The 21954-nt window shown below is 67.5% G+C and carries 22 protein-coding genes; 14 read left to right on the forward strand and 8 right to left on the reverse strand.

Features of this window, described 5'->3' with window-relative positions; all coding sequences use genetic code 11:
* Positions 1-222: 222 nt before the first annotated feature.
* The gene (locus tag ACIRGA_RS26915) at positions 223-630 is read right to left on the reverse strand and encodes a DUF3151 domain-containing protein (protein ID WP_400945707.1); all 408 of its coding nucleotides are present in this window, start codon (positions 628-630) and stop codon (positions 223-225) included.
* Between the two features lie 232 nt (positions 631-862).
* On the opposite strand from ACIRGA_RS26915, the gene ACIRGA_RS26920 reads away from it, so the two are divergent.
* A complete protein-coding gene (locus tag ACIRGA_RS26920; RefSeq protein WP_400945709.1) occupies positions 863-2080 on the forward strand; it encodes a hypothetical protein in 1218 nt (405 codons plus the stop codon).
* 3 nt (positions 2081-2083) lie between these two features.
* On the opposite strand, the gene ACIRGA_RS26925 is transcribed toward ACIRGA_RS26920, so the two are convergent.
* The 3 genes from ACIRGA_RS26925 to ACIRGA_RS26935 all read right to left on the reverse strand — a co-directional run bounded on the left by ACIRGA_RS26925 (position 2084) and on the right by ACIRGA_RS26935 (position 5516).
* On the reverse strand, positions 2084-3358 hold the full coding sequence (locus ACIRGA_RS26925) for an ATP-binding protein (RefSeq protein ID WP_400945711.1): 1275 nt from the start codon (positions 3356-3358) through the stop codon (positions 2084-2086).
* Between the two features lie 224 nt (positions 3359-3582).
* Positions 3583-4611 (reverse strand): class II fructose-bisphosphate aldolase, encoded by a 1029-nt coding sequence (gene fbaA, locus ACIRGA_RS26930; RefSeq protein WP_400945713.1) that lies wholly within the window; start codon positions 4609-4611, stop codon positions 3583-3585.
* Positions 4612-4694: 83 nt separating this feature from the next.
* A complete protein-coding gene (locus ACIRGA_RS26935) occupies positions 4695-5516 on the reverse strand; it encodes an LLM class F420-dependent oxidoreductase (protein ID WP_400945715.1) in 822 nt (273 codons plus the stop codon).
* Between the two features lie 50 nt (positions 5517-5566).
* Here ACIRGA_RS26935 and ACIRGA_RS26940 point away from each other — a divergent pair, with 50 nt between their 5' ends.
* From ACIRGA_RS26940 to ACIRGA_RS26965, 6 genes are all read left to right on the forward strand, one after another.
* Positions 5567-6481: an aldo/keto reductase gene (locus tag ACIRGA_RS26940; RefSeq protein ID WP_400945717.1), complete on the forward strand. Its 915-nt coding sequence runs from the start codon at positions 5567-5569 to the stop codon at positions 6479-6481.
* 152 nt (positions 6482-6633) lie between these two features.
* On the forward strand, positions 6634-7524 hold the full coding sequence (locus ACIRGA_RS26945; protein WP_400945720.1) for an SDR family oxidoreductase: 891 nt from the start codon (positions 6634-6636) through the stop codon (positions 7522-7524).
* A 3-nt stretch (positions 7525-7527) separates the two neighbouring features.
* Positions 7528-8001 (forward strand): pyridoxamine 5'-phosphate oxidase family protein, encoded by a 474-nt coding sequence (locus tag ACIRGA_RS26950; protein WP_400945723.1) that lies wholly within the window; start codon positions 7528-7530, stop codon positions 7999-8001.
* 79 nt (positions 8002-8080) lie between these two features.
* Positions 8081-9553, forward strand: coding sequence for a flavin-containing monooxygenase (locus ACIRGA_RS26955; protein WP_400945726.1), 1473 nt, complete (start codon positions 8081-8083; stop codon positions 9551-9553).
* Positions 9550-10416: a metal-dependent hydrolase gene (locus tag ACIRGA_RS26960; protein WP_400945728.1), complete on the forward strand. Its 867-nt coding sequence runs from the start codon at positions 9550-9552 to the stop codon at positions 10414-10416. Before ACIRGA_RS26955 ends, ACIRGA_RS26960 begins: the two co-directional genes overlap by 4 nt.
* Positions 10413-11408 carry a PDR/VanB family oxidoreductase gene (locus ACIRGA_RS26965; protein WP_400945730.1) on the forward strand — a complete coding sequence of 332 codons (996 nt, stop codon included), beginning with the start codon at positions 10413-10415 and terminating at the stop codon, positions 11406-11408. Before ACIRGA_RS26960 ends, ACIRGA_RS26965 begins: the two co-directional genes overlap by 4 nt.
* A 4-nt stretch (positions 11409-11412) precedes the next feature.
* On the opposite strand, the gene ACIRGA_RS26970 is transcribed toward ACIRGA_RS26965, so the two are convergent.
* Positions 11413-11697 carry a YciI family protein gene (locus ACIRGA_RS26970; protein WP_400945732.1) on the reverse strand — a complete coding sequence of 95 codons (285 nt, stop codon included), beginning with the start codon at positions 11695-11697 and terminating at the stop codon, positions 11413-11415.
* Positions 11698-11838: 141 nt separating this feature from the next.
* On the opposite strand from ACIRGA_RS26970, the gene ACIRGA_RS26975 reads away from it, so the two are divergent.
* The 4 genes from ACIRGA_RS26975 (at position 11839) to ACIRGA_RS26990 (ending at position 14868) form a co-directional block, all read left to right on the forward strand.
* The gene (locus tag ACIRGA_RS26975) at positions 11839-12414 is read left to right on the forward strand and encodes a SigE family RNA polymerase sigma factor (protein WP_007032484.1); all 576 of its coding nucleotides are present in this window, start codon (positions 11839-11841) and stop codon (positions 12412-12414) included.
* A gap of 91 nt (positions 12415-12505) precedes the next feature.
* Positions 12506-13708, forward strand: coding sequence for an N-acetylglucosamine-6-phosphate deacetylase (gene nagA, locus ACIRGA_RS26980; RefSeq protein WP_400945841.1), 1203 nt, complete (start codon positions 12506-12508; stop codon positions 13706-13708).
* Positions 13709-13726: 18 nt separating this feature from the next.
* Positions 13727-14113 carry a hypothetical protein gene (locus tag ACIRGA_RS26985; RefSeq protein ID WP_400945733.1) on the forward strand — a complete coding sequence of 129 codons (387 nt, stop codon included), beginning with the start codon at positions 13727-13729 and terminating at the stop codon, positions 14111-14113.
* Between the two features lie 53 nt (positions 14114-14166).
* Positions 14167-14868, forward strand: coding sequence for a DedA family protein (locus ACIRGA_RS26990; protein ID WP_400945735.1), 702 nt, complete (start codon positions 14167-14169; stop codon positions 14866-14868).
* A 67-nt stretch (positions 14869-14935) separates the two neighbouring features.
* Here the strand turns inward: ACIRGA_RS26990 and ACIRGA_RS26995 are convergent, their stop codons facing one another.
* Positions 14936-16324, reverse strand: coding sequence for an FAD-binding oxidoreductase (locus ACIRGA_RS26995; RefSeq protein WP_400945738.1), 1389 nt, complete (start codon positions 16322-16324; stop codon positions 14936-14938).
* Positions 16325-16343: 19 nt separating this feature from the next.
* On the reverse strand, positions 16344-17828 hold the full coding sequence (locus ACIRGA_RS27000; RefSeq protein ID WP_400945740.1) for an MFS transporter: 1485 nt from the start codon (positions 17826-17828) through the stop codon (positions 16344-16346).
* A gap of 88 nt (positions 17829-17916) precedes the next feature.
* On the opposite strand from ACIRGA_RS27000, the gene ACIRGA_RS27005 reads away from it, so the two are divergent.
* Complete coding sequence (locus ACIRGA_RS27005) at positions 17917-18444, forward strand: TetR/AcrR family transcriptional regulator (RefSeq protein ID WP_400945742.1); 528 nt, start codon at positions 17917-17919, stop codon at positions 18442-18444.
* A 4-nt stretch (positions 18445-18448) separates the two neighbouring features.
* Here ACIRGA_RS27005 and ACIRGA_RS27010 read toward each other — a convergent pair whose 3' ends face one another.
* Positions 18449-18871 (reverse strand): PPOX class F420-dependent oxidoreductase, encoded by a 423-nt coding sequence (locus tag ACIRGA_RS27010; protein WP_400945744.1) that lies wholly within the window; start codon positions 18869-18871, stop codon positions 18449-18451.
* A 192-nt stretch (positions 18872-19063) separates the two neighbouring features.
* Between ACIRGA_RS27010 and ACIRGA_RS27015 the strand changes: the two genes are divergently transcribed.
* Both ACIRGA_RS27015 and ACIRGA_RS27020 read left to right on the forward strand, forming a co-directional pair.
* Positions 19064-19582, forward strand: coding sequence for a MarR family winged helix-turn-helix transcriptional regulator (locus ACIRGA_RS27015; protein WP_400945747.1), 519 nt, complete (start codon positions 19064-19066; stop codon positions 19580-19582).
* 4 nt (positions 19583-19586) lie between these two features.
* A complete protein-coding gene (locus ACIRGA_RS27020) occupies positions 19587-21848 on the forward strand; it encodes an MFS transporter (RefSeq protein WP_400945750.1) in 2262 nt (753 codons plus the stop codon).
* Positions 21849-21954 lie beyond the last annotated feature (106 nt).

Here is a 21954-nt window from a genome sequence, read left to right on the forward strand (position 1 = left end):
GGGGTTCGGCTGCGGTGGGGGGGGGGGGGGGGGGGGGGGTGGGCTCCGCCCCCCCCCCCCCCCCCCCCCCCCCCCCCCCCCCCCCCCCCGCGCTTGACCAGGGCCAAGGCTCCTTTCACCGCATTAGACGCGACGAAGGGAGCCTTCATCCCACCATCAGCCCGCCCAAGAACACGCCACGTTTGACCTTCGGCTCAATAACCGTCCTTACCACTCACGAGGTCACTTGAGGCCGGTGGCTTCCGCGGCGGCGGGGTCCGAGTCGCTGAGGAAGGTCTTGCAGCGGTCGTACTCCTCCGTCTCGCCGATCTTGCCGGCGGCCTTGCCGAGGACGGCGAGGGAACGCAGGAAACCCTGGTTCGGGCGGTGCGACCACGGCACCGGGCCGTGTCCCTTCCAACCCGCGCGGCGAAGCTGGTCGAGGCCGCGGTGGTAACCGGTGCGGGCGTACGCGTACGCGGCGACGGTCTCGCCGGCTTCGAACGCCTTCTCGGCGAGGGCGGCCCACGCCTCGCTGTAGTCGGGGTGCTCGGCGGCGACGGCGGCCGGATCGGTCCCGGCGTCCAGCGCCGCCTGCGCGGCGGTGTGCTCGGGGAGATGCGTCGGCTGGGGGCCGAGGAGGTTCGTCATACCGGCCATTGTGCCGACCGCGTGTGACTAGAAGAACAGGCTCCCGAGAATGCCCCCACCAGCCAGCACCAGAGCGGCCACGAGGACCGCCGCGACGAGTCGTTTCGGCATCATGGCGGCACACCTTGCCCTGCTTCGCACGCCGATCGCAAATCAGCCACCCCTACGGGTGAACCCCGATTTTCGACCCCAAATGCCCATCCCGTGATCTGGAGCAGGGAAGATAGCCCGCATGACAAAGGCGACAGAAGTGACCGGGGACCTTTCGCCGGGTGTCATCCCCCGCAGCCCGATCGCGAAGACCAGGCTGTTCTTCAAACTTCATTGGCACCGCGGCGCGCCGGGACAGGCGACGCCGGACTGGGTGCTGAACTTCTGCTACTCGATGTGGCTGGCCGCGTTCGCCTTCAAGCTGGTGGGCTCGTCCTGGGACATGTCGTGGCATTTCATGTGGCTGCGGGACGACCTCGCCCCGCCGCACCTGATCAACACCGTCGGCACGGTGATCATCATGGTGCTGGTGGCGATCCACAGCTACACCGGCTTGGGCGCCGATCGGCGTTCGCTGCGGCTGATGCAGATCGGGCTCGTGGTGTTCCTCATCGCGGCGCCGCTGGACGTCATCAACCACCGCGTCAACGGTCTCGACCTGACCGCGTGGAGCCCGTCGCACATGATGCTCTACATCGGAACGGGCATCATGCAGGCCGGCGTCATCATGGGCTGGCTCAAGTACGCCAAACCCGGCCGCCTGCGCACCGGTGTCCTGATCGGACTGTGGGCCTTCTTCCTGGAGAACACGTTCTTCCCGAACGGTCAGCAGGAGTACGGCATCCTCGGCCTGCGCGCCTGGGAGCGCGGCACGCCCGAGGCCGAGCCCGAGCTGCTGAACTTCGCCGCCAACCAGATCGGGCATCCGGTCGACCGGGTGGCCGTCGAGTACTTCACGATGCCGATCGACGACTGGGTGTACCCGCTGTGGGGCATCGGCGTGATGGCGCTGATCTTCGCGCTGGCGCGGCACACGACCGGCTTCCGCTGGGCGGGCACGACGGTCGCCGCCGTCTACCTCGGCTACCGGCTGGTGATGTGGCCGCTGCTGCTCGGGATGGGCTTCCCGGTGTCGGTCGTGCCGTTCTACCTGCTCGCCGTCGGCCTCGCCGTCGACCTGGCGTTCCGGATCGGCCGGGGGCATCCGCTGCTGACTGCGGGCGCGGGCGCGCTGCTGGTGACGGCGTTCGGCTACGGGATGCTATGGGTGCAGTCGCAGTTCCGGCCGTGGATCCTCGGCGACGCGCATACGGAGTCGGCGCCGCCGGTGGCCTACTGGACGGCCGCGGTCTGCCTGGTCGGCGTCGGTGCGCTGTGGGCCGCCGCCGGGCCGGGGACGCGAGCGGTGAACTCGCTGCTGGAGAAGCGTCGCGAGAAGACGACACTGCCGGCCGCCTGAGGCTCAATCCTGATCCTGCCCGGCCTGCCACAACGAAGCGAGCGGGAGCGCCATCAGCCGATCACCGAAGCTGATGGCGCCCTGGCTTCCGGTGTGCAGGACGATTCCGTGCGTGAACTGATCACCGAGCAGATCCCGTAGCTGAGCGAGTCCGCGGAAGTCCGCCGCGGTCACGGTGTCCCGCGCCTTCGATTCGATACCGACGACCTGCCCGTCGTCCCGTTCCAAGACCACATCGACCTCGGCCCCACCACTCACTCGCCAGTGATACAGCCGGACCTCGGCTTCGCTCCACGTCGCCTGCTTGGCGAGTTCGTTGACGATGAAGGTCTCGACAAGGGGTCCTCGGGTAGGCGCCACGGGCTTTGCCAAGGATTCCGGGGACACACCGAGCAAAGAAGCGGCGAGTCCCGTGTCGGTGAGGTGAAGCTTCGCGTGCTTCACCGCCCGAGAGGTCAAGTTTCGTGACCAAGCCGGAAGCCGGTGGACCAGGAACACCGCTTCAAGCAATTCGACGTACTTGTTCACCGTGGTGCGGTGAAGGCCGGTCCTGGACGCCGTGTTCACGCTGTTGTGCTCTTGCGCCGTGATGGAAGCCAGATAGGACAACAAGGCCGTCATGGCGCTGGGTTCGTTGACCCTGGCCATCTCCCGGATATCGCGTTCCGCGATGGCCTGCACATAGGCGCGGAACCAGGCTTTGCGCGCTCGCACACTGTCGAGAAGGGCCGGCTCGGGAAACCCGCCTCTGCAGATGCGTGCGAAGTAATCGGCGCGATCGACGTTCGAAGGAGCGAGGCCGAGCAAACGGCCGGGTTCGTCGAAGGCGACATCGATGAACCGCTCGACGTTTCCGGTGAACTCACCTTGCGAAAACGGCCGAACGTCGACGACGACGCCCCGACCGGCCAAGGATTCGGAGAGGCTCGGCGTCGCGAGGAACCGGGTCGACCCCGCCAGGACGTAGCGTCCTGGCCCGCCGTCCGCGTCGACTACTGCTTTGATGGCTCTGATCAGCGGGTCTCCCGCCCGCTGCACCTCATCGATGAGCCTGGGTTCCGGGCCGGTACCGGCGAACCCGACCGGATCGGCGATGGCCGCTTGCAGAAGCTGCTCGTCGTCCAGGTTGAAGATGGTCCCGCCGTGGCGCCGGTGAAGGTGCCTGAGCATGGTGGTCTTGCCCGCCTGACGGGGACCGTTGAGGATCACGACCCGGAAGCTCGACAAGTACTCCTCGGCGACGGCGCAGCAGGCGCGGGCCAGGTCTGATTCGGCCATTGCTCCCCGAAAGGTCGGTTCGTGTACATCTCACAGTACCTTCAACCGACATTCCACGACCGGGTGAACCGACATTCCACAGTGCAAGTGACCGACATTTTGCTGATCTTGAACCGTCGGTCGGACTCCCACTCTGAGTACGTGAAGGCCCCCTTCACTGCGCTGGACGCGGTGAAGGGGCCTTCACGTACTTCTGCATTCAGAGGACTAAACGCGGAGCGGGGTCAGAGCTTGTTGCCCGCCGAGCCCAGCGACTGAGCGGCCTCGACGATGCGCGCGGCCATGCCGGCCTCAGCGGCCTTCAGGTAGCTACGCGGGTCGTAGACCTTCTTGTTGCCGACCTCGCCGTCGATCTTCAGGACGCCGTCGTAGTTCTTGAAGAAGTGGTCCGCGATGGGCCGGGTGAAGGCGTACTGCGTGTCGGTGTCGACGTTCATCTTCACGACGCCGTAGGACACCGCCTCGCGGATCTCCTCCGGCAGCGAGCCGGAGCCGCCGTGGAAGACCAGCTCGAACGGCTTCGAACCCGCCGGGAGGCCGAGCTTCTTCGACGCCGCTTCCTGGCCGCCCTTGAGCACGTCCGGGCGCAGCTTCACGTTGCCGGGCTTGTAGACGCCGTGCACGTTGCCGAAGGTCGCGGCCAGCAGGTAGCGGCCGTTCTCGCCGGAGCCGAGCGCGTCGATCGTCTTCAGGAAGTCGCCCTCGGCGGTGTACAGCTTCTCGTTGATCTCGGCTTCGACGCCGTCTTCCTCGCCGCCGACGACGCCGATCTCGACCTCGAGGATGATGTTCGCGGCCGCGGCCTTGGCGAGCAGTTCCTGCGCGATCTCGAGGTTCTCGTCGAGGTCGATCGCGGAACCGTCCCACATGTGGCTCTGGAACAGCGGGTTCTGGCCGTTCTTGACCCGCTCCGCGGAGATCTCGATCAGCGGGCGGACGAAGCCGTCGAGCTTGTCCTTCGGGCAGTGGTCGGTGTGCAGCGCGACGTTCACGTCGTACTTGGCGGCGACGACCTGAGCGAACTCGGCGAGCGCGACCGAACCGGTCACCATGTCCTTGACCTTCTGGCCGGAGGCGAACTCCGCGCCGCCGGTGGAGAACTGGATGATCCCGTCGCTCTCCGCCTCGGCGAACCCGCGGATGGCGGCGTTCAGGGTCTCCGACGAGGTCACGTTGATGGCCGGGTAGGCGAATTCGTTCGCCTTCGCCCGGTCGAGCATCTCCGCGTAGACCTCGGGGGTGGCGATGGGCATCGTTTACTCCTCCTCGAAGCAGGCTGGTGCACCTCTCGGCCGCATCGTACGAGGTCGGCCGGGAGGTGCCTACAGCCGTCGCGTCAGAGGAGGACGGCGGCGAGCGCCCGGTAGACCGGCACGGGGTCCTGGTTCAGTACCTGGACGGTGACGTGGTCCGCCCCGGCTTCGAGATGCGCGGTGACACCGCGGCCGACGGTCTCGGCGTCGCCGTGGACGGCCAGCGCGTCGACCAGCTTGTCGCTGCCCTCGCCCGCCAGGTCCTCGTCGGTGAAACCGAGTTTCCGCAGGGAGTTCGTGTAGTTGACCAGGCCGAGATAGAACTTGACGATGCCACGCCCGATCTCGCGGGCCTTCGCCGGATCGGTCTCGAGCACGACCTTCTGCTCGGGCGCGAGCAGCGGTCCTTCGCCGAGGATCTCGCGCGCCTGGCGGGTGTGCTCGGGCGTCATCAGGTAGGGGTGGGCTCCCGCCGTACGGTCTCCTGCGAGTTTGATCACCTTCGGGCCGAGGGCGGCGAGCGCGCGGCCCTCGACGGGCACTCCGGCGGCGTCGAGCGCGTCGAGGTACTCGACCAGCGCGGTGTACGGCTTCTTGAACTCGGCGGTGTGCTCGCGGTGCCCGGCGCCGACGCCGAGCAGGAAGCGGCCCGGGTGCTTCGCTTCGATGCGCTTGTACGACTCGGCGACCGTGGCCGCGTCGTCCTGCCAGATGTTGACGATGCCGGTGGCCACCTTGATCGTCTTCGTCGCGTCGAGGAGTTCCTCCGCCTTCGCGAGGTCTCCCGACGGCGAGCCGCCCAGCCAGATCGCGCCGTAGCCGAGTTCCTCCAGCTCACGGGCGAGTTCCGGGGTGAAGACGGATTCGTGCTGCCAGATGCCGATCTTGCCGAGTTCGATTCCCATGTTCCGAGCCAACACCCCGGGCGGGCGATGTCTTCCCTTATGTTCGAAGCATGGCGAAACTCGGGAACACCGACCTCGACGTCCGCGGGATCAACCTGGGCGGGAACGTCTTCGGCTGGACCGCGGACAAGGAGCAGTCCTTCGCCGTCCTCGACGCCTACACGGCGGCGGGCGGCAACTTCATCGACACGGCCGACCTGTACTCCAAGGGCGGCTCCGAGACGATCATCGGCGACTGGCTGACCGAACGCGGCCGCCGTGACGACGTCGTCATCGCGACCAAGACCGGTATGTGGGACCAGCGCAAGGGATTGTCCGCGGCGAACATCGCGGCGGCGGCCGAGGACTCGCTGCGCCGTCTCCGGACCGATCACATCGACCTCTACTACGCCCACATCGACGATCCGGACACCCCGATCGAAGAGACGCTGCGAGCCTTCGACGCGCTCGTGCGCGCGGGCAAGGTCCGTTACGTCGCGGCGTCGAACTACTCCGCCGAACGGCTGAGCGAAGCACTGTCCATTTCGGACCGTGAGGGGCTGGCGAAGTACGTCGCGCTGCAGCCGCACTACAACCTCGTCGAGCGGGATTACGAGCGCGACCTGGCGCCGACCGTCGAACGCGAGGGACTGGCCACCCTGCCGTATTTCTCGCTGGCCAAGGGTTTCCTCGCCGGGAAGTACCGGTCGAAGGACGACCTCGGGGACAGCCCGCGCGCCGCCCGCGCTTCGTCCTATTTGGACGAACGCGGCGAGCGGGTGCTCTCGGCGCTCGACGAGATCGCGGCCGCCCACGCGGTTCCGGTCGCCGCCGTCTCGCTGGCTTGGCTGTTCGCGCAGCCGACGGTCGCCGCACCCATCGCGAGCGCCCGCTCGGTCGAGCAACTGAACGACCTCCTGCCAGCCGTCGACCTCTCGCTCACCCCGGACGAGATCGACGCCCTCACCGCCGCCTCCGGGGGCTGAAGGGGACTTTCCCCGCATCTCACGCACTGAAAGGGCCCTTCACCGCGTCGCATGCGGCGAAGGGCCCCTTCAGCCCGCCTACTTGCGGGTAGCTTACTCCGGGTAGGTTGGGGTACCGTCCGAAAGCCGTAGGGCTCGGACGAGGAGGCAACGTGGCCAAGAACAGCGTGAACGGCAAGGTCGTCCTGATCACCGGCGCCGCGAGGGGCATCGGCGCGGGGCTCGCCGAGCGCCTGGCCGCGCAGGGCGCGAAGGTCGCTTTGGTCGGCATCGAAGCCAAGGAACAGCAGGCCGTCGCCGACAAGATCGGCCCCGGCGCCCACGCCTGGGAAGCCGACGTCACCAGCTGGGACGACCTCGAGCGGGCCACCGCGGGCGTCGTCGAGCACTTCGGCGGCATCGACATCGTCATCGCGAACGCCGGCATCGCGACCTCCGGTTTCGTCCGGTCGGTGGACCCGGCCGCCTTCGAGAAGGTCATCGAGGTCGACCTCCTGGGCGTTTGGCGCACCTTCCGCGTCACCCTTCCGCATGTCATCGACCGCAAGGGCTACCTGCTCGCGATCTCCTCGCTGGCCGCGATCACGCACGCGCCGGGCATGGCCAATTACGCCGCCGCGAAGGCGGGCGTCGAGGCGTTCTGCAACAGCTTCCGCGCCGAAGTCGCGCATCTCGGCGTGAAGGTCGGCGTCGCGCACCCCACCTGGATCCGCACCGACCTGGTCGAGAGCGCCGACCAGCACCCGGTCTTCGGCAAGCTCCGCACCGGCATGCCCGGCCTGCTCGGCAAGACCTATCCGCTGTCCGTCGCGCTCGACCACCTTCAGGCCGGCGTCAACAAACGCGCCCGCACCGTGCACGTGCCCCGCTGGGTCGGCGGCCTGAAGCTGATCCGCGCCTTCCTGCCGCCGATCATCGAGATCGGCGCGAGGAGCCGGATCAAGAAGGCCGACGCCGCCGCGCTCATGGACATCAAGGAGCGCGGCGCGTACGAATCTTCGATAACCGGTCAGGCAGGCCGGGCCGCCACACGAAAGGGCTGACGCATGTCCCGTCGCGACCAGATCCGCATGTCACCCGAAGAACTCGCCGCGTACCTCGACGAGCAGAAGGTCATCAACGTCGCGACGATCGGCCCGAACGGCCGCCCGCATCTGGCCCCGCTCTGGTACTACCCGCACGAGTCCGGCGTCGCGACCTGGACCTATGGCACGTCCCAGAAGGCGAAGAACCTGGAGCGCGACCCGCGCGCCACCGTGCTCATCGAGGACGGCGAAAGCTACGACAAGCTGCGCGGGGTCTCGCTCGAGGCCGACGTCGAGGTCATCACCGATACGGCCGTGGTCACCCAGATGGGTATCCAGCTCATGCAGCGATACGCGGGCGCGAAGCCCGGGGACCCGGTGCCCGACGAGCTCTCCGGGTTCATCGGCAAGCAGGCCCCGAAGCGGATCGGGCTGATTTTCCGGCCGACCAAGATCGCGAGCTGGGACCACACGAAGCTCGGTGGCACATACTGACGGGTAGGTAGTACTAGCAAGTAACTGTTACTTCAGGTAACGTCATCTGCGCAAGAACGCCTCGACGTGGAGGGCACAGATGACCGAGCGATTCAAGGTCGTGATCGTGGGCACCGGATTCTCCGGGCTCGGCCAGGCCATCCAGCTGGAAAAGGCCGGGATCTCCGACTACGTGATCCTGGAGAAGGCGGACGAAGTCGGCGGTACGTGGCGCGACAACTCGTACCCCGGCTGCGCCTGCGACGTGCAGTCCCACATGTACTCGTTCTCGTACGAGCAGAACCCGGACTGGTCGCGGTCGTTCTCGCCCGCCCCCGAGATCTTCCAGTACCTCAAGGACGTCACCGACAAGTACCGGCTGCGGCGCAAGATCCGGTTCGGCGTCGAGCTCACCGGCGCCACCTGGGACGACACCGCGCGCCGCTGGCACGTCCACACCAAATCCGGCCAGGACATCGAGGCTCAGTTCGTCGTCTCCGGCGTCGGCGGCCTGCACATCCCGCAGGTGCCCCAGCTGCCCGGGATCGAGAAGTTCAAGGGCCAGACCTGGCATTCGGCGCAGTGGAACCACGAGTACGACCTGCGCGGCAAGAAGGTCGCCGTGGTCGGCACCGGTGCCAGCGCGATCCAGTTCGTCCCGAAGATCGCCCCCGAGGTCGACGAGCTGACGCTGTTCCAGCGCACGCCGCCGTGGATCATGCCGAAACCCGACCACGCGATGCCGGGCTGGGCCAAGACCGCGTTCCGCCGGATTCCCGGTGTACAACGGCTTTACCGCAACGCGCTGTACTGGTTCCTCGAAGTGCGCGCCGTCGGCTTCAACGGTCACCCCGCGATCATGAAGGCCGGCGAGGTGATCGCGAAACGCCACATCGGCAAGGCCATCAAGGATCCGAAGCTGCGCAAGAAGGTCACCCCCGACTACACCATGGGCTGCAAGCGGGTGCTGATCTCCAACGACTACTACCCGGCGATCAATCGGTCCAATGTGGACGTCAACACCGAAGGCGTGCGCGAGGTCAAGGCGCACAGCGTCGTCGACGGGAACGGCGTCGAGCACGAGGTCGACGCGATCATCTACGGCACCGGCTTCAAGGTCACGGATGCCTTGGAATACCTGGACATCACCGGGATCGACGGCCGCGACCTCGCCAAGGAATGGGCCACCGAGGGGATGCGCACGCACAAGGGCATCACCGTCTCCGGCTTCCCGAACCTGTTCTTCCTCCTCGGCCCGAACACCGCTCTGGGCCACAACTCCGTGGTCTTCATGATCGAATCGCAGGCGCGGTACGTCGTCGACGCGATCAAGCTCGCCGATTCCCGCGGTGCCGCCGCGCTCGACGTCCGCCCCGGCGTGCAGGAGAAGTTCCAGCACGAGATCCAGGACAAACTCGTCAAGGGCGTGTGGACCCAGGGCGGCTGCAAGAGCTGGTACCTCGACGCGAAGGGCGTCAACCGCACGATCTGGCCCGGGTTCACCTGGCGCTACTGGCTCGAGACCCGCAAGGTCGACCCGAGCGACTACGAGCTCAGCGGGCGGTCGTCGTGACCGACCATGAGCAGATCGTCCTGCACGCCCGCGACGTCGAGTTCGACTGGGCGTCGCTGCCGATGCACTGGATCCCCGGCGAACCGCAGGCGACGCACACGATCAACGTGCTGCATCTGGCGCTGCCGGAAGGTGAGCGCTGGTTCGTCGAGGTGTTCAAGCAGGCTGTGCCACTGATCCGCGACGAGCGGCTCAAGGAGGACGTCCTCGGCTTCATCGGCCAAGAGGCCATGCACGCCGAGGCACACGACGGCGCGGCCGGACACCTCGAAGCCGCGGGTGTGAACGTCCGCCCGTACATCGCGCAGATGGAGTGGATGTTCCGCCGACTGCTCGGCGACCGTGAGCTTTCCGCCAAGCGGCGCGAAGAGTGGCTGATCGAACGGCTCGCGATCATCGCCGCGATCGAGCACTACACCGCTTTCCTCGGCCAGTGGGTCCTCGACGCCGAAGCGCTCGACAAGGCCGGCGCCGATCCGACGATGCTGGATCTCCTGCGCTGGCACGGCGCCGAAGAGGTCGAGCACCGCTCGGTCGCCTTCGATCTGTTCATGCACCTCGACGGCCGCTACACGCGCCGCGTGCGCAGCATGCTCGTGGTGACGCCGGTGCTCGCGTGGGTCTTCTTGCGGGGCACCAGGTTCCTGATGAAGAACGACCCGACCCGGCCGGGCAAGACGAGTTTCCGGACCTATCTGCGCGTGGCGAAGCGCGGGCTTCTGCCGTCGGGCAAGCAGTTGCGGCGTGAGATCCGGCCGTACTTCCGGAAGTCCTATCACCCCACCGAAACCGGCAACACCGATCAGGCCGTCGCGTACCTCGCGAGTTCTCCGGCCGCGTTGGCCGCCGACGAACCCCGATGACAAGGCCGCTGCGGCTCGACGGCAGCGGGCGCACCGACCGCGCGATGGCGTCGCTGACCGGTGTCGTCGCGCTGTACCGCAGGCTCAGCGGGGTGAGCGGCCGTCGCCGTCCGCCTGTGGTCGCCGTCGACCGAGACCTCCCGCTGGTCGTCGACGACCTCCGCGCCCAGGCGGACGGCGTCGCCGTCCTGCGGCTGGTGCACGAACGCGGCGAGCAACTGCCGCGGTGGCGGCCCGGCGCGCACATCGACCTCTCGCCGCGGCCGGGTCTCGTCCGTCAGTACTCCCTGTGCGGCGACCCGGACGACCGCTCGGCCTACCGCGTCGGAGTCCGGTTGCTCGGCGAGGGCTCGGCGGCGATGCACGCGCTGAAGAAGGGCGCGCGGATCACCGCGCGCGGCCCGCGCAACGCCTTCCCGTTCGTCGCGAGCCCGGCGTATCTGTTCATCGCGGGCGGGATCGGGATCACGCCGATCCTGCCGATGGTGCGGCAGGCGGCCGCTTCCGGCGCGGACTGGCGACTGGTCTACACCGGTCGCGACGAGGCTTCCATGCCGTTCCTGGAGGAATTGTCCGAATTTGGTGATCGGGTCTGGATTCGCCCGGACACGGACTACGGAATCCCGGCCTCCGGCGCGGAACTCCTCGAAGGAGCACCGGAAGGCGCGCCGATCTACTGCTGCGGCCCGGTTCCGATGATCGTCGGCGTCCGGACGGACGCCGCGCTGCGCGGTTCGGGACCGGTGTTCTTCGAACGGTTCTCGACGCCGCCGATCGTGGGCGGCAAGCCGTTCCGCGTCGAACTGGCCCGCAGCGGCCGGATTTTGGACGTGCCCGCCGACCGGACGACGCTCGACGTCCTGCGCGAGACCGTGCCCGGTATCGCGTATTCGTGCCGTCAGGGGTTCTGCGGGACGTGCGAACTGCCGACGGTGACCGGCGACCGCGTCCGGGTCTGCGTCGAACGCGAGCCGGTCACCCTCGATCTCTGAGCCGTCAGTCTTCTTGCGGGATCCAGGAACCGATCACCGGCTTGAACTCGCGCACCGTCCGCTCCGCCACGACACCTTCGAGGTGGTACGGATCCTGGTCGATGATCTCGAGCAGCGCCGCCTCGTCGGCCGCCTGGTACATCGAGATGCCGCCGGAGCCGTCGCCCAGCGGGCCGCCGAGCGCGACGACGCCCTGGTCGGCGAGGTCGGAGAGGAACTTCCGGTGCCGGGGACGGACGTCCGCCAGCTTCTCCTGCACGTACGTGATCTCCACCAGGAACCAGGCCATCGACATCTCCAAGGTCGTTACGACAGACGCCGCCCAGCTTCTCAGGATCCGACCAGGCAGGACTCACGCCCCACCCGATACGCTGGCGTGGCGCCACGCACAGGTTGTGCTTCAAAGGGGTAAATGAACAGGTAGGGGTACATGCTCGAGGGCAATGCGGAACGCAGTGTCGAGGCGACCCTCGGCCACCTGCGCACCATGGACGGACCGGTCACGCCACCGCCGCCTGCGGCACCGCTGACCCTTGAGGATCTCTATCGCCAGCACCGGATGCGGCTCGTGCGCCTGGCCATCCTGCTCGTGGACGAACCGGCGACCGCCGAAGACGTCGTCCAGGAGGCCTTCACCGGGCTGCACCGCAACTGGGGACGCCTGCGCGACGCCGCCGCGGCCGTCGGCTATCTGCGCACCGCCGTGGTCAACGGATCACGCAGTGTGCTGCGGCGCCGCAAGACCGCACGCGAGTACGTCGCGCCGCACGCCGTCAACGCGCGTTCGGCCGAAAGCCTCGCCATGCTGTCGAGTGAACATCAGGCCGTTGTGAGCGCTTTGTCCAAACTGCCCCCTCGCCAGCGCGAGGTTTTGGTCCTCCGTTACTACGGTGGGCTGAGTGAGGCCGAAATCTCCGAGGCCGCGGGGATTTCGAAAGGTACCGTTAAGTCAACCGCCAGCCGGGCGCTGGAAGCACTGCAGAAAGCTATGCAGTCGCCGAACTGACACCCGGCCTTGATCTCGAGCGCTGGGTTGTGCCGCCATGCTTGGTCCAGACCAATATATGCTGGGGGGCGTGAGAGGCGCCGGAGATTTCGTGATCGTGGGCGGCCGGGTCGTCGCCCCGGACCGTGTACTCGACGACGGCTGGCTGGCTATCGCCGGCGGCAAGATCGTCCAAGTCGGTTCCGGGACACCCCCGGACATCGATCGCGTCGACGTGGACGGGGCCCTGGTCGTGCCCGGCTTCGTCGACACCCACTGCCACGGTGGCGGAGGCGGATCGTTCTCCAGTGCGAACCCCGAGGAGCTGTTCCGCGCGGTCCGCGCGCATCGGCGGCACGGGACCACGACCATGCTCGGCAGTCTGGTCTCGGACCCCATCCCGGTGCTCAAGGACCAGATCGCGGCCCTGCGTGAGCTGGTCCAAGAGGGTGAACTTGCCGGAATTCACCTTGAAGGACCCTTCATCTCGAAGGCGCGGTGCGGGGCACACGATCCGGCCACGCTGATCGAGCCGGACACGGCGACGGTCGACGCGCTGCTCGGCGCGGGCCGCGGCGACATCCGGATGGTCACCCTCGCCCCCGAACTGCACGGCGGGATCAAGGCGGTCCGGCAACTGGCCGAATCGGGCGTCATCGCCGCAATCGGGCACACCGACGGCGTCGAAGACCAGATCATCCCCGCGATCGACGCGGGCGCCTCCGTCGCGACCCACCTCTTCAACGCCATGCGGCCGCTCCACCATCGCGAACCGGGCCCCATCGGCGCGCTCCTCGACGACGAACGCATCACCGTCGAACTGATCTGCGACCTCGTCCACGTGCATCCGACCGTGCTGCGGCTGGCCGCACACCACGCGGGCAAGGGCCGGACGGTGCTCATCACCGACGCCATGTCGGCCACCGACGCCGCCGACGGCAGCTACATCCTCGGCCGCCTCGAGGTCGACGTCCGCGACGGCGTCGCCACCCTGGCGGGCAACGGTTCGCTGGCCGGCAGCACGCTGACCATGGACGCGGCCTTCCGTAACCTGGTCCGCGGTGCGGGTATCGACCTGCTCGACGCCGTCCGCGCGACCTCCGGGCGCCCCGCCGAACTGCTCGGCATCGCCGACCGGACCGGCTCGCTGCGGGCCGGGCTCGCGGCCGACCTCGTCGTGCTCGACCGCGACCTGCGGCCGGTCAAGGTGCTTCGTCAGGGCGAGTGGGTCAAAGACGACGCTGCGGATACATTGAGCGCCACGGCCCCGCTGAGCGGCGCGGTCGAAGGCGGCGTGTCGGTCAGCGACGGGTAGCGGCGAAAGGAGTCCCGGATGAGCGAGCCCAAGGACCCGGAGAAGCTCCTAGCCGATGCCTTGCGCGCTCAGGCCGTCTTCGCCCCTTCGGCGGAGCGGCTCTCCGAAGCCACTGCGGACAAACCGACCGAAACGGACACGGAGCGTAGTGTCCCGGAGGTTCCTTCCGGGAAGAACGAACTGCCGCCGCAGTACGGCCTGCTGTCCGGTGCCGGCGCGGACTCGCTCGAACGAGAGCGCGTCGCGCTGGAGGACGCGGAGACGGCCAGGCTGGCGGAGCGTCCGGCACCGCCGCAGGCACCTTCGCCGGGCAGCCCGCCGCTGCCCGCGTACTGGGTGTTGCTGCTGGCCGTGCTGCTCGGGCTCGCCGCCGGTTCGGTGATCGGGCTGCTCACACTGATCTGAGCGCCCTCTCCCGCCGGGTCAAGGCACTCTGCGTCACCCTGTACCGTTTTGGTGTGATCCTGGCGCAGAACAACGTGACGACGATGGGCCTCCTGCCGGAGTGGCTGGACCCGCAGCACCTGCTGAGCGGGCTGACCGTTCCGGTCATCACCGTGCTCTGCCTGATCATCTTCATCGAGAGCAGCGTCTTCCCGGTGCTGCCCGGTGACTCCCTCCTGTTCACCGCGGGCCTGTTCATCGCGAACGGTTCGATCGAGGCGCCGCTGTGGCTGGTGTGCGTCCTGGTCACCGTCGCCGCGCTGCTCGGCAACGCGGTCGGGTACGGCCTCGGCTGGAAGGTCGGCCCCTGGCTGTTCCGCAAGCCGGATTCGAAGTTCTTCAACCAGAAGTACGTGGACCAGACCCATGCCTTCCTGGAGAAGCACGGGCCGAAGGCGGTCGTGCTGGCGCGGTTCGTGCCGTTCGTGCGGACGTTCATCACCTGGATCGCCGGCATCGGCAAGATGGACCCGAAGAAGTACTTCACCTACACCGTCATCGGCGGCATCCTGTGGGCCGCCGGGATCACCGCGCTCGGCCACCTGCTCGGCGGCGTCGCGTTCATCCGCGACAACGTCGACGCGATCTTCATCCTGATCGTGCTGGTTTCGGTGGTGCCGATCGTTATCGAGTATCTGAAGGCGCGCCGCGAGAAGAAGCACGCGCCCGCCACGGACGCCGACGCGACCCAGCAGATCCCGCGCATCCGCGACTGACCCTTCCGACGTGCCATGAACGGTCCGTTCCTTGCAAATTTCGCAAGGAACGGACCGTTCATGGCGTTCAGAGGGAGAACATCGAGCCCGGGTTGAAGAGGTTCCCCGGGTCCAGTGCCCGCTTGATCTCCCGGTGCACGCGAATGCCGACCTCGCCGATCTCCTTCTCCAGCCACTCGCGCTTGATCCGGCCGATACCGTGCTCGCCGGTGACCGTCCCGCCCAGTGACAGCGCCACGTCGAGAATCGCGTCGAAGGCGATCCTCGCGCGGGCGAACTCCTCCTCGGAATCGGGCGCGTAGACGATCGTCGGGTGCATGTTGCCGTCACCGGCGTGGCCGACGACGGCGATCCGCAACCCCACCTCTTCGCTGATCCGCTCGCAGCCGGCGATCAGCTCGGCGATGCGCGTGCGCGGCACGCAGACGTCGTCGGTCAGCCAGACGCCGTACATCTCCAGCGCGGTGAGCACGACCCGCCGCGCCTGCAACAGCATCTTGCCCTCTTCGAGATCCTCGGTGGCGTAGGCCAGATCCGCGCCGCAGTCGACGCAGATCTGTTCCAGCACAGCGAGTTCCTTCCGCGCGACCTCGCCGCCGGAGTCGGATTGCGCGAGCAGCAAGGCTTTGCAGTCCGAGCTCGTGCCGAGGTCGGTTTTGAGGTAGGCCTCGGCGGCCTTGATGGACGTCGCGTCCATGATCTCCATCAGCGACGGCACCAGGCCTTCACGCACGACCCGCGCGACGGCCTCGCCCGCGGCCTCCGTGCTGTTGAAGGCGGCGACAAGGGTGGAAGGCAGCTGCGGCAACGGTTTCAGCGCGACGGTCGCCTGGGTGATCACGCCGAGCGTGCCCTCACTGCCGACGAAGAGCCGCGCGAGGTCGTAACCCGCGACGCCCTTCACCGTGCGCCGCCCGGTCTTCAGCACCGAGCCGTCGGCGAGCACGACTTCCAGCCCCAGCACGGAATCCGTGGTGACGCCGTACTTCACACAGCACAGTCCACCGGCGTTGGTGGACAGGTTCCCGCCGATGGTGCACCAGTCGTAGCTGGACGGGTCCGGCGGATAGAACAGGCCGTGTTTCTCCACCGCGTTGCGGAAATCGAGGTTCACCACGCCGGGCTGCACGACGGCGAGCCGGTTGCCTTCGTCGATCTCGACGATCTGGTCGAGCTTCGTCAGCACCAGCACGACACAGCCGTCGATCGCGTTCGCGGCGCCGGACAGACCACTGCCGGCGCCGCGGGGCACGATCGGCACCTCGAACTCCGCGCAGGCCTTGACCACGGCCTGCACACCTTCCACGTCGGACGGCAGTACCACCGCGAGGGGTTTGCCGCTGGTGGCCAGCGGCATCATGTCGCGCGAGTAGGCGTCCGTGACGTCGGTGTCGGTGAGCACCGCGGCGTCGCCGAGATGCTCGCGGAGGCGGGTGAGCAGGGCATGGTTGTTCATACCCTCATCGTAGGCTCGATTAGCTCCGCACTACGGAATTTTTTTTCCGATCCAGCAGAACGAAGGCCTGAACACCTGTATAGACGAGCACGGCGACGCCTGCCCATGCGGTGACGTGCATCCCCTGGGTGAAGGCCTCGCGGGCCGAATCCAGGAGCGCCTGCCCCGCCGCGGGGTCGAGCCTCTGCGCGGTCGCGACCGCGCCGCCCAGCGTGTCCCGGGCGGATTCGGCCGCCCCCTCCGGGAGTCCGGACCGGTAGACGGCGGTCGCGACACTGCCGAGGATGGCCGTGCCGAGCGCGCCACCCAGCTCGAACCCGGTTTCCGAGATCGCCGAAGCGGCCCCGGCGCGTTCGGCCGGAGCGGCCGAGACGACCAGGTCGTTCGTCAGGGTCTCCGACAGGGCGACACCGCCCCCGAGCAGCGTGAACGCCACCACGACGTACGCGAGCCCGCCGTCGGCCGACACCTGCGTCAAGGCGAGGAAGCCGACCGCCGCGACCAGAAGACCACCACTGACCAGCACCGAAACCCGGATCCGCTTCGCGAGCGAAGCCGCGAGGAGCGCGCCCGCGATACCGGCGACCGTCGCCGGCAGCATCCACAGCGCGGCCACGACCGGGGTCAGCCCGAGCACCAGCTGCAGGTACTGCGGCACCAGGAACAGCAGGCCGACCATGGCGAACACGCCGAGCATGTTCGTCACGACCGAGCCGCTGAAGGCCCGGTTCGAGAACAGCTTCAGGTCGAGCATCGGCTCGTCGAGACGGTTCTGCCTGCGGACGAACACGACGCCGAGCGCGAGCCCGATCAGGACGCTGATCGCGGCCTTCAAGGTGAAGCCGTGTTCGGCGACCAGCTTGATGCCGTAGACCACCGGCAGCATCGCGGCCAGCGACAGCAGCGCCGACAACGGGTCGAAGCGGCCCGGCTTCGGGTCACGCGCCTCCGGCAGCACGAACGGTCCGACGATCAGCAGGACCAGCATCACCGGGACGTTGATGAGGAACACCGAACCCCACCAGAAGTGCTCCAGCAGCCAGCCGCCGAGCACCGGCCCGAGCGCCATCCCGCTGGAGAACCCCGCGCTCCACACCGCGATCGCGGTCCGGCGCTGCTTGGGGTCGGCGAAGATGCTGCGGATCAGCGACAGCGTCGACGGCATCAGCGTCGCGCCGCCCACGCCGAGCAGCGCCCTGGCGACGATCAGCATGAACGCGCTGGTCGAGAAGGCCGCGAGCACCGACGCGGCACCGAACGCCGCGGCACCCATGAGCAGCAGCTTGCGACGGCCGATGCGGTCGCCGAGCGTGCCCATCAGGACCAGCAGACCCGCCAGCATGAACGAGTAGATGTCGACGATCCACAACTGCTCCGCACCGGTCGGCGCCAGATCCTCGGACAGGAACGGCAGCGCGAACCCGAGCACCGTCATGTCCACGCTGATCAGCAGCACCGGAAGCACCAGTACCGCCAACGCCCACCACTGCTTGCGCCCCGCCATGGCGCACTCTCCTTAAGCTAAACCGTCTGGACGGTACAGTTACCGCCTCGTTCGAAAGTAAACCGTCCAGACGGTATAGTCAACTGATATGGCGAAGCCCACCGCGAAGGAACGCATCCTCGACTCCTACGAGGAGATCCTCATCGAGCAAGGCCCCGGCGGGGTCACCCTCGACGCCGTCGCCGCGCACGCCGGGGTGTCGAAGGGCGGCCTGCTCTACCACTTCGGCTCCAAGGAAGCCCTGGTCGAAGGCCTGATGGAACGTCTCGCGACCCTGTCGGAAGCGGATCTCGAAGAGGCACAGAAGGCGCCCGAAGGCGTCGTTTCCTGGTATCTGCGCACGGCGATCACCGACGTCACCCAGCGCAAGGCGCTGCACCGCACGACCATGGCGACGATCAGGATCATGCTCAACGAGCCCCGGGTCTCCGAGGTCGTGCAGGTCTACAACCAGAAGGTCCACGACCTGATCAGCGAGCATGTCGACGACCCGCTGACCGCCGAACTGGTCATCCTGGTGGGCGACGGGCTCTACCTGCGGGCCGCGCTCGGCCGGGACGACGCGAGCCCCTTGCTCGACCGGATCGACGACATCAAGGCCCGCATCCAGCCCTGACCCCCTACATCTGCAGGCCGTAGACGCGCTCGATCGGGATGGTGAGCAGAACGCGCTGGTCGGCGACCATGGCGTCCCGGAACTCGTCCCAGTCCGGATGCTCGCCCCGCGCCCGCCGGTAGTGGTCCACGAGCGCGTCGACGGTCGCGTCGTCACGCGAAGCGGCGGTCGGCGTGAGCACCGCCGGCCCCTCGACGACGACGTAGCCGTCGCCACTCTCCGTCGAGACGTGGAACGTCGCCCGCGGGTCGCGCTGGAGGTTCTTGGTCTTGGCTCGCGCCGCGGTGATCGAGATCAGGATCGCGCCGGCGTCCGCGTCGTAGAGGTAATTGACGGTCGACAGCTGGGGCCGTCCGTCCCGCTTGATGGTGGCGAGGGTGCCGAAGTTTCGGCCGGCGAGGATCGCGTAGAGCGCGGAGTCGGTCATGACTCCATCAAACCAAAAGCGCAGCTCAGGGCGAATCGGACAAACATGCACGAATAAATGTGCTTGCATGCGGCAACTAAAGTGTCATCCGACACACAACGTCACTTTCTTCTTGCGAACCTCCCTTGAGAGGAACATCCTTGCTCTAGACAACTAGTTGCAGTGACCAAGCAACCGGCGAGAGAGACCTCCATGACACCCACGGCATCCGGCACCAGGTCGAAGTCCGACCTCGATCTGGCCGACACCCTCGGGCATGAGCTCGTGCGGCTCGTACGCCTGGTCAACCGGGCCAAGTCCCAGGTGTCCAAGCAGGGACCGGACGGCATCGAGCGGGCCGCGTACGCGATCCTCTTCTGCCTCATCCACGTCGGCCCCCAGCGAACCAGCAAACTCGCCGAGTTCCTGCATTCAGAGATCTCGACCATCAGCAGGCAGTCGAGCTCCCTCGTCCAGCACGGGCTGGTCGAACGCCTGGCCGACCCCGAAGACGGCCGCGCCTGCCTGCTCGCACCGACCGCCGAAGGGCATCGGGTGTTCGAGGAGAACCGGAAGCAGCGGAACCAGTGGCTCGCCGAGGTGCTCGGCGACTGGTCCGACGACGACCGGAAGACCCTCAACTCGCTGTTCCACCGGCTGAACGACGACCTCGAAAAAACATCTCCACAGTTCGCCGACCCCGCGTCGGCGTCGAAGGCCAAGGGGGCCTGAAGCAATGAGTTCCACCGTAGAAAGTCCGCCAGCCATCCACGAAGATGGTCCCCGGCTCAGTCACCGTCAGATCGTCACGATCCTGATCGGCCTGATGTCGGGCATGTTCCTCGCCGCGCTCGACCAGACGATCGTGGGTACCTCGATCGTCCGGATCGCCAATGACCTCAACGGGTTCGACCTGCAGGCCTGGATCACCACGGCCTACCTGATCACCTCGACGATCGTCACGCCGATCTACGGCAAGCTGTCCGACATCTACGGGCGCAAACCGTTCTACATCGCGGCGATCTCGATCTTCCTGGTCGGCTCGATCGCCTCGGCGTTCGCGACGTCGATGTACGAGCTGGCCGCGTTCCGCGCGATCCAGGGCCTCGGCGCCGGCGGTCTGATGTCGCTGGCCATGACGATCATGGGCGACATCGTCCCGCCGCGGGAACGCGCCCGGTACCAGGGTTACTTCCTCGCCGTGTTCGGTATCTCCACCGTGCTCGGCCCGGTGCTCGGCGGCTTCTTCGCCGACTTCGACAAGCTCGGCAGCGTCTTCGGCTACGACATCGCCGGCTGGCGCTGGGTCTTCCTGATCAACGTGCCGATCGCGATCGTCGCGCTGTTCGTGGTGGCCCGCGTGCTCAACGTGCCTCACCAGCGCCACGATCACAAGATCGACTGGTGGGGCGGGCTCGCGCTCGTCGTCGCCGTGGTGCCGTTCCTGATCGTCGCCGAGCAGGGCAACAAGTGGGGCTGGGGCTCGCAGAACGCGATCATCTGCTACATCATCGGCGGCATCGGCGTGGTCGCCTTCATCCTCATCGAGAAGCTGATGAAGGACGCGGCGCTGATCCCGTTGCGGCTGTTCAAGAACTCGACCTTCACGGTCGCGATCGTCGGCGGCATCATCGTCGGTGTCGCGATGTTCGGCGCGATCATGATGATCCCGCAGTACATGCAGGTGGTTCAGGAGTTCTCGCCGACCGAGTCGGGGCTGCTGATGATCCCGCTGATGGCGGGCATCATGAGCGGTTCGATCATCTCGGGCCAGATCACCAGCAAGACCGGTCGCTACAAGGTGTTCCCGGTGGTCGGCACGCTGCTGATCGCGGCGGGCGCGTTCTTCTTCGCGCAGGTCGAGTACAACAGCGCGCTGTGGCACCCGCTGGTCGCGGCCGCGATCATCGGTCTGGGCCTCGGTGCCTGCATGCAGACGCTGATCATCGCGGTGCAGAACGCGGGCCCGCGCAGCGACATGGGCGTCTCGACCGCTTCGGCGACGTTCTTCCGGCAGATCGGTGGTACCGCGGGTGTCGCGGTGTTCCTGACGATCCTGTTCAACGTCCTGCCGGGCAACATCACCAAGGCGTTCGGCGGCAACCCGCCCAGCGGACCCGGCGCGGCGGCGCTGGGCGACATCCAGTCGAACACGAGCGGTATCGCGAGCCTGCCCGAGGCCATCAAGACCCCGGTGCTGATCGGCTTCACCGAGTCGATCACCACGGTGTTCTACGTGGCGGGCGCGGTCGCGCTGCTGGCGACGCTGGTGCTGATGTTCATGAAGGAGATCCCGCTGCTCGGCGGCTCGGCTCCTTCGGCGGCCTCGGCTCTCGAAGGCGGCGAAGCACTCCTCGAAGAGGAAGAGGCGCCTGTCGAGACGGCTTCCGAGAAGACCGTGGTGACCGCGCCCGTCGAGCCGGGCAAGCACGCGATGACCAACGGCAACGGGGCCTACCGGGCCGGATCCGCGCAGATCAGCGGGCACGTCCGCCGGGACGACGCCACGAACGTCGCGGGGGCGGCGCTCACCCTGATCGACCACAACGGCAATCAGGTGGCCAGGACGCACACCAACGAGAACGGCGTCTACTCGTTCGCCGGCATCGTGGGCGGGCGGTACACGATCGTCGCCAGCGGCCGCTGGTTCCGGCCGGTCGCGGCGACGCTGACCGCCACCGGTTCCGGGGTGCTGCGCCACGACGTCGAACTGGTCAGCACGATCCTGCTGAGCGGGGTCGCCCGCACCGACGGCGACCGGGTGGTGCCGGACGCGCGGATCACCGTGCTCGACTCCTCGGGCGGCGTCGCCGCCGTGGCGAGGACCGACGCGGAGGGCAACTACACGGTCAGCGACCTGCCCGCCGGGACCTACACGGTGATCGCCAGCGGCTACCCGCCCGCGACCAGCCGGGTGGAACTGCTGGGCGGTGACCAGGCCGAACACGATGTCCGGCTGAGCTACGACCAGGCGCTCGACGAACTCGTGGAGCACTAGGCAGGTGGGGGGGGGGGGGTTGTGGTTTTTGAAAGCAAGCGCAACAACCCCCCCCCACCCCCCCGGCCCCCCCCCCCCCGGGGGGGGCCCCGGGGGGAAATGTTAG

This window comes from Amycolatopsis sp. NPDC102389, assembly GCF_044765885.1.
Lineage (GTDB): Bacteria > Actinomycetota > Actinomycetes > Mycobacteriales > Pseudonocardiaceae > Amycolatopsis.

Bases quoted from the DNA above. Each gene is read 5' to 3' on its own strand.
- ACIRGA_RS26915 (WP_400945707.1), bottom strand. From the start codon at position 630: ATGACGAACCTCCTCGGCCCCCAGCCGACGCATCTCCCCGAGCACACC.
- ACIRGA_RS26920 (WP_400945709.1), top strand. From the start codon at position 863: ATGACAAAGGCGACAGAAGTGACCGGGGACCTTTCGCCGGGTGTCATC.
- ACIRGA_RS26925 (WP_400945711.1), bottom strand. From the start codon at position 3,358: ATGGCCGAATCAGACCTGGCCCGCGCCTGCTGCGCCGTCGCCGAGGAG.
- fbaA (WP_400945713.1), bottom strand. From the start codon at position 4,611: ATGCCCATCGCCACCCCCGAGGTCTACGCGGAGATGCTCGACCGGGCG.
- ACIRGA_RS26935 (WP_400945715.1), bottom strand. From the start codon at position 5,516: ATGGGAATCGAACTCGGCAAGATCGGCATCTGGCAGCACGAATCCGTC.
- ACIRGA_RS26940 (WP_400945717.1), top strand. From the start codon at position 5,567: ATGGCGAAACTCGGGAACACCGACCTCGACGTCCGCGGGATCAACCTG.
- ACIRGA_RS26950 (WP_400945723.1), top strand. From the start codon at position 7,528: ATGTCCCGTCGCGACCAGATCCGCATGTCACCCGAAGAACTCGCCGCG.
- ACIRGA_RS26955 (WP_400945726.1), top strand. From the start codon at position 8,081: ATGACCGAGCGATTCAAGGTCGTGATCGTGGGCACCGGATTCTCCGGG.
- ACIRGA_RS26965 (WP_400945730.1), top strand. From the start codon at position 10,413: ATGACAAGGCCGCTGCGGCTCGACGGCAGCGGGCGCACCGACCGCGCG.
- ACIRGA_RS26970 (WP_400945732.1), bottom strand. From the start codon at position 11,697: ATGGCCTGGTTCCTGGTGGAGATCACGTACGTGCAGGAGAAGCTGGCG.
- ACIRGA_RS26975 (WP_007032484.1), top strand. From the start codon at position 11,839: ATGCTCGAGGGCAATGCGGAACGCAGTGTCGAGGCGACCCTCGGCCAC.
- ACIRGA_RS26985 (WP_400945733.1), top strand. From the start codon at position 13,727: ATGAGCGAGCCCAAGGACCCGGAGAAGCTCCTAGCCGATGCCTTGCGC.
- ACIRGA_RS26995 (WP_400945738.1), bottom strand. From the start codon at position 16,324: ATGAACAACCATGCCCTGCTCACCCGCCTCCGCGAGCATCTCGGCGAC.
- ACIRGA_RS27000 (WP_400945740.1), bottom strand. From the start codon at position 17,828: ATGGCGGGGCGCAAGCAGTGGTGGGCGTTGGCGGTACTGGTGCTTCCG.
- ACIRGA_RS27005 (WP_400945742.1), top strand. From the start codon at position 17,917: ATGGCGAAGCCCACCGCGAAGGAACGCATCCTCGACTCCTACGAGGAG.
- ACIRGA_RS27010 (WP_400945744.1), bottom strand. From the start codon at position 18,871: ATGACCGACTCCGCGCTCTACGCGATCCTCGCCGGCCGAAACTTCGGC.
- ACIRGA_RS27015 (WP_400945747.1), top strand. From the start codon at position 19,064: ATGACACCCACGGCATCCGGCACCAGGTCGAAGTCCGACCTCGATCTG.
- ACIRGA_RS27020 (WP_400945750.1), top strand. From the start codon at position 19,587: ATGAGTTCCACCGTAGAAAGTCCGCCAGCCATCCACGAAGATGGTCCC.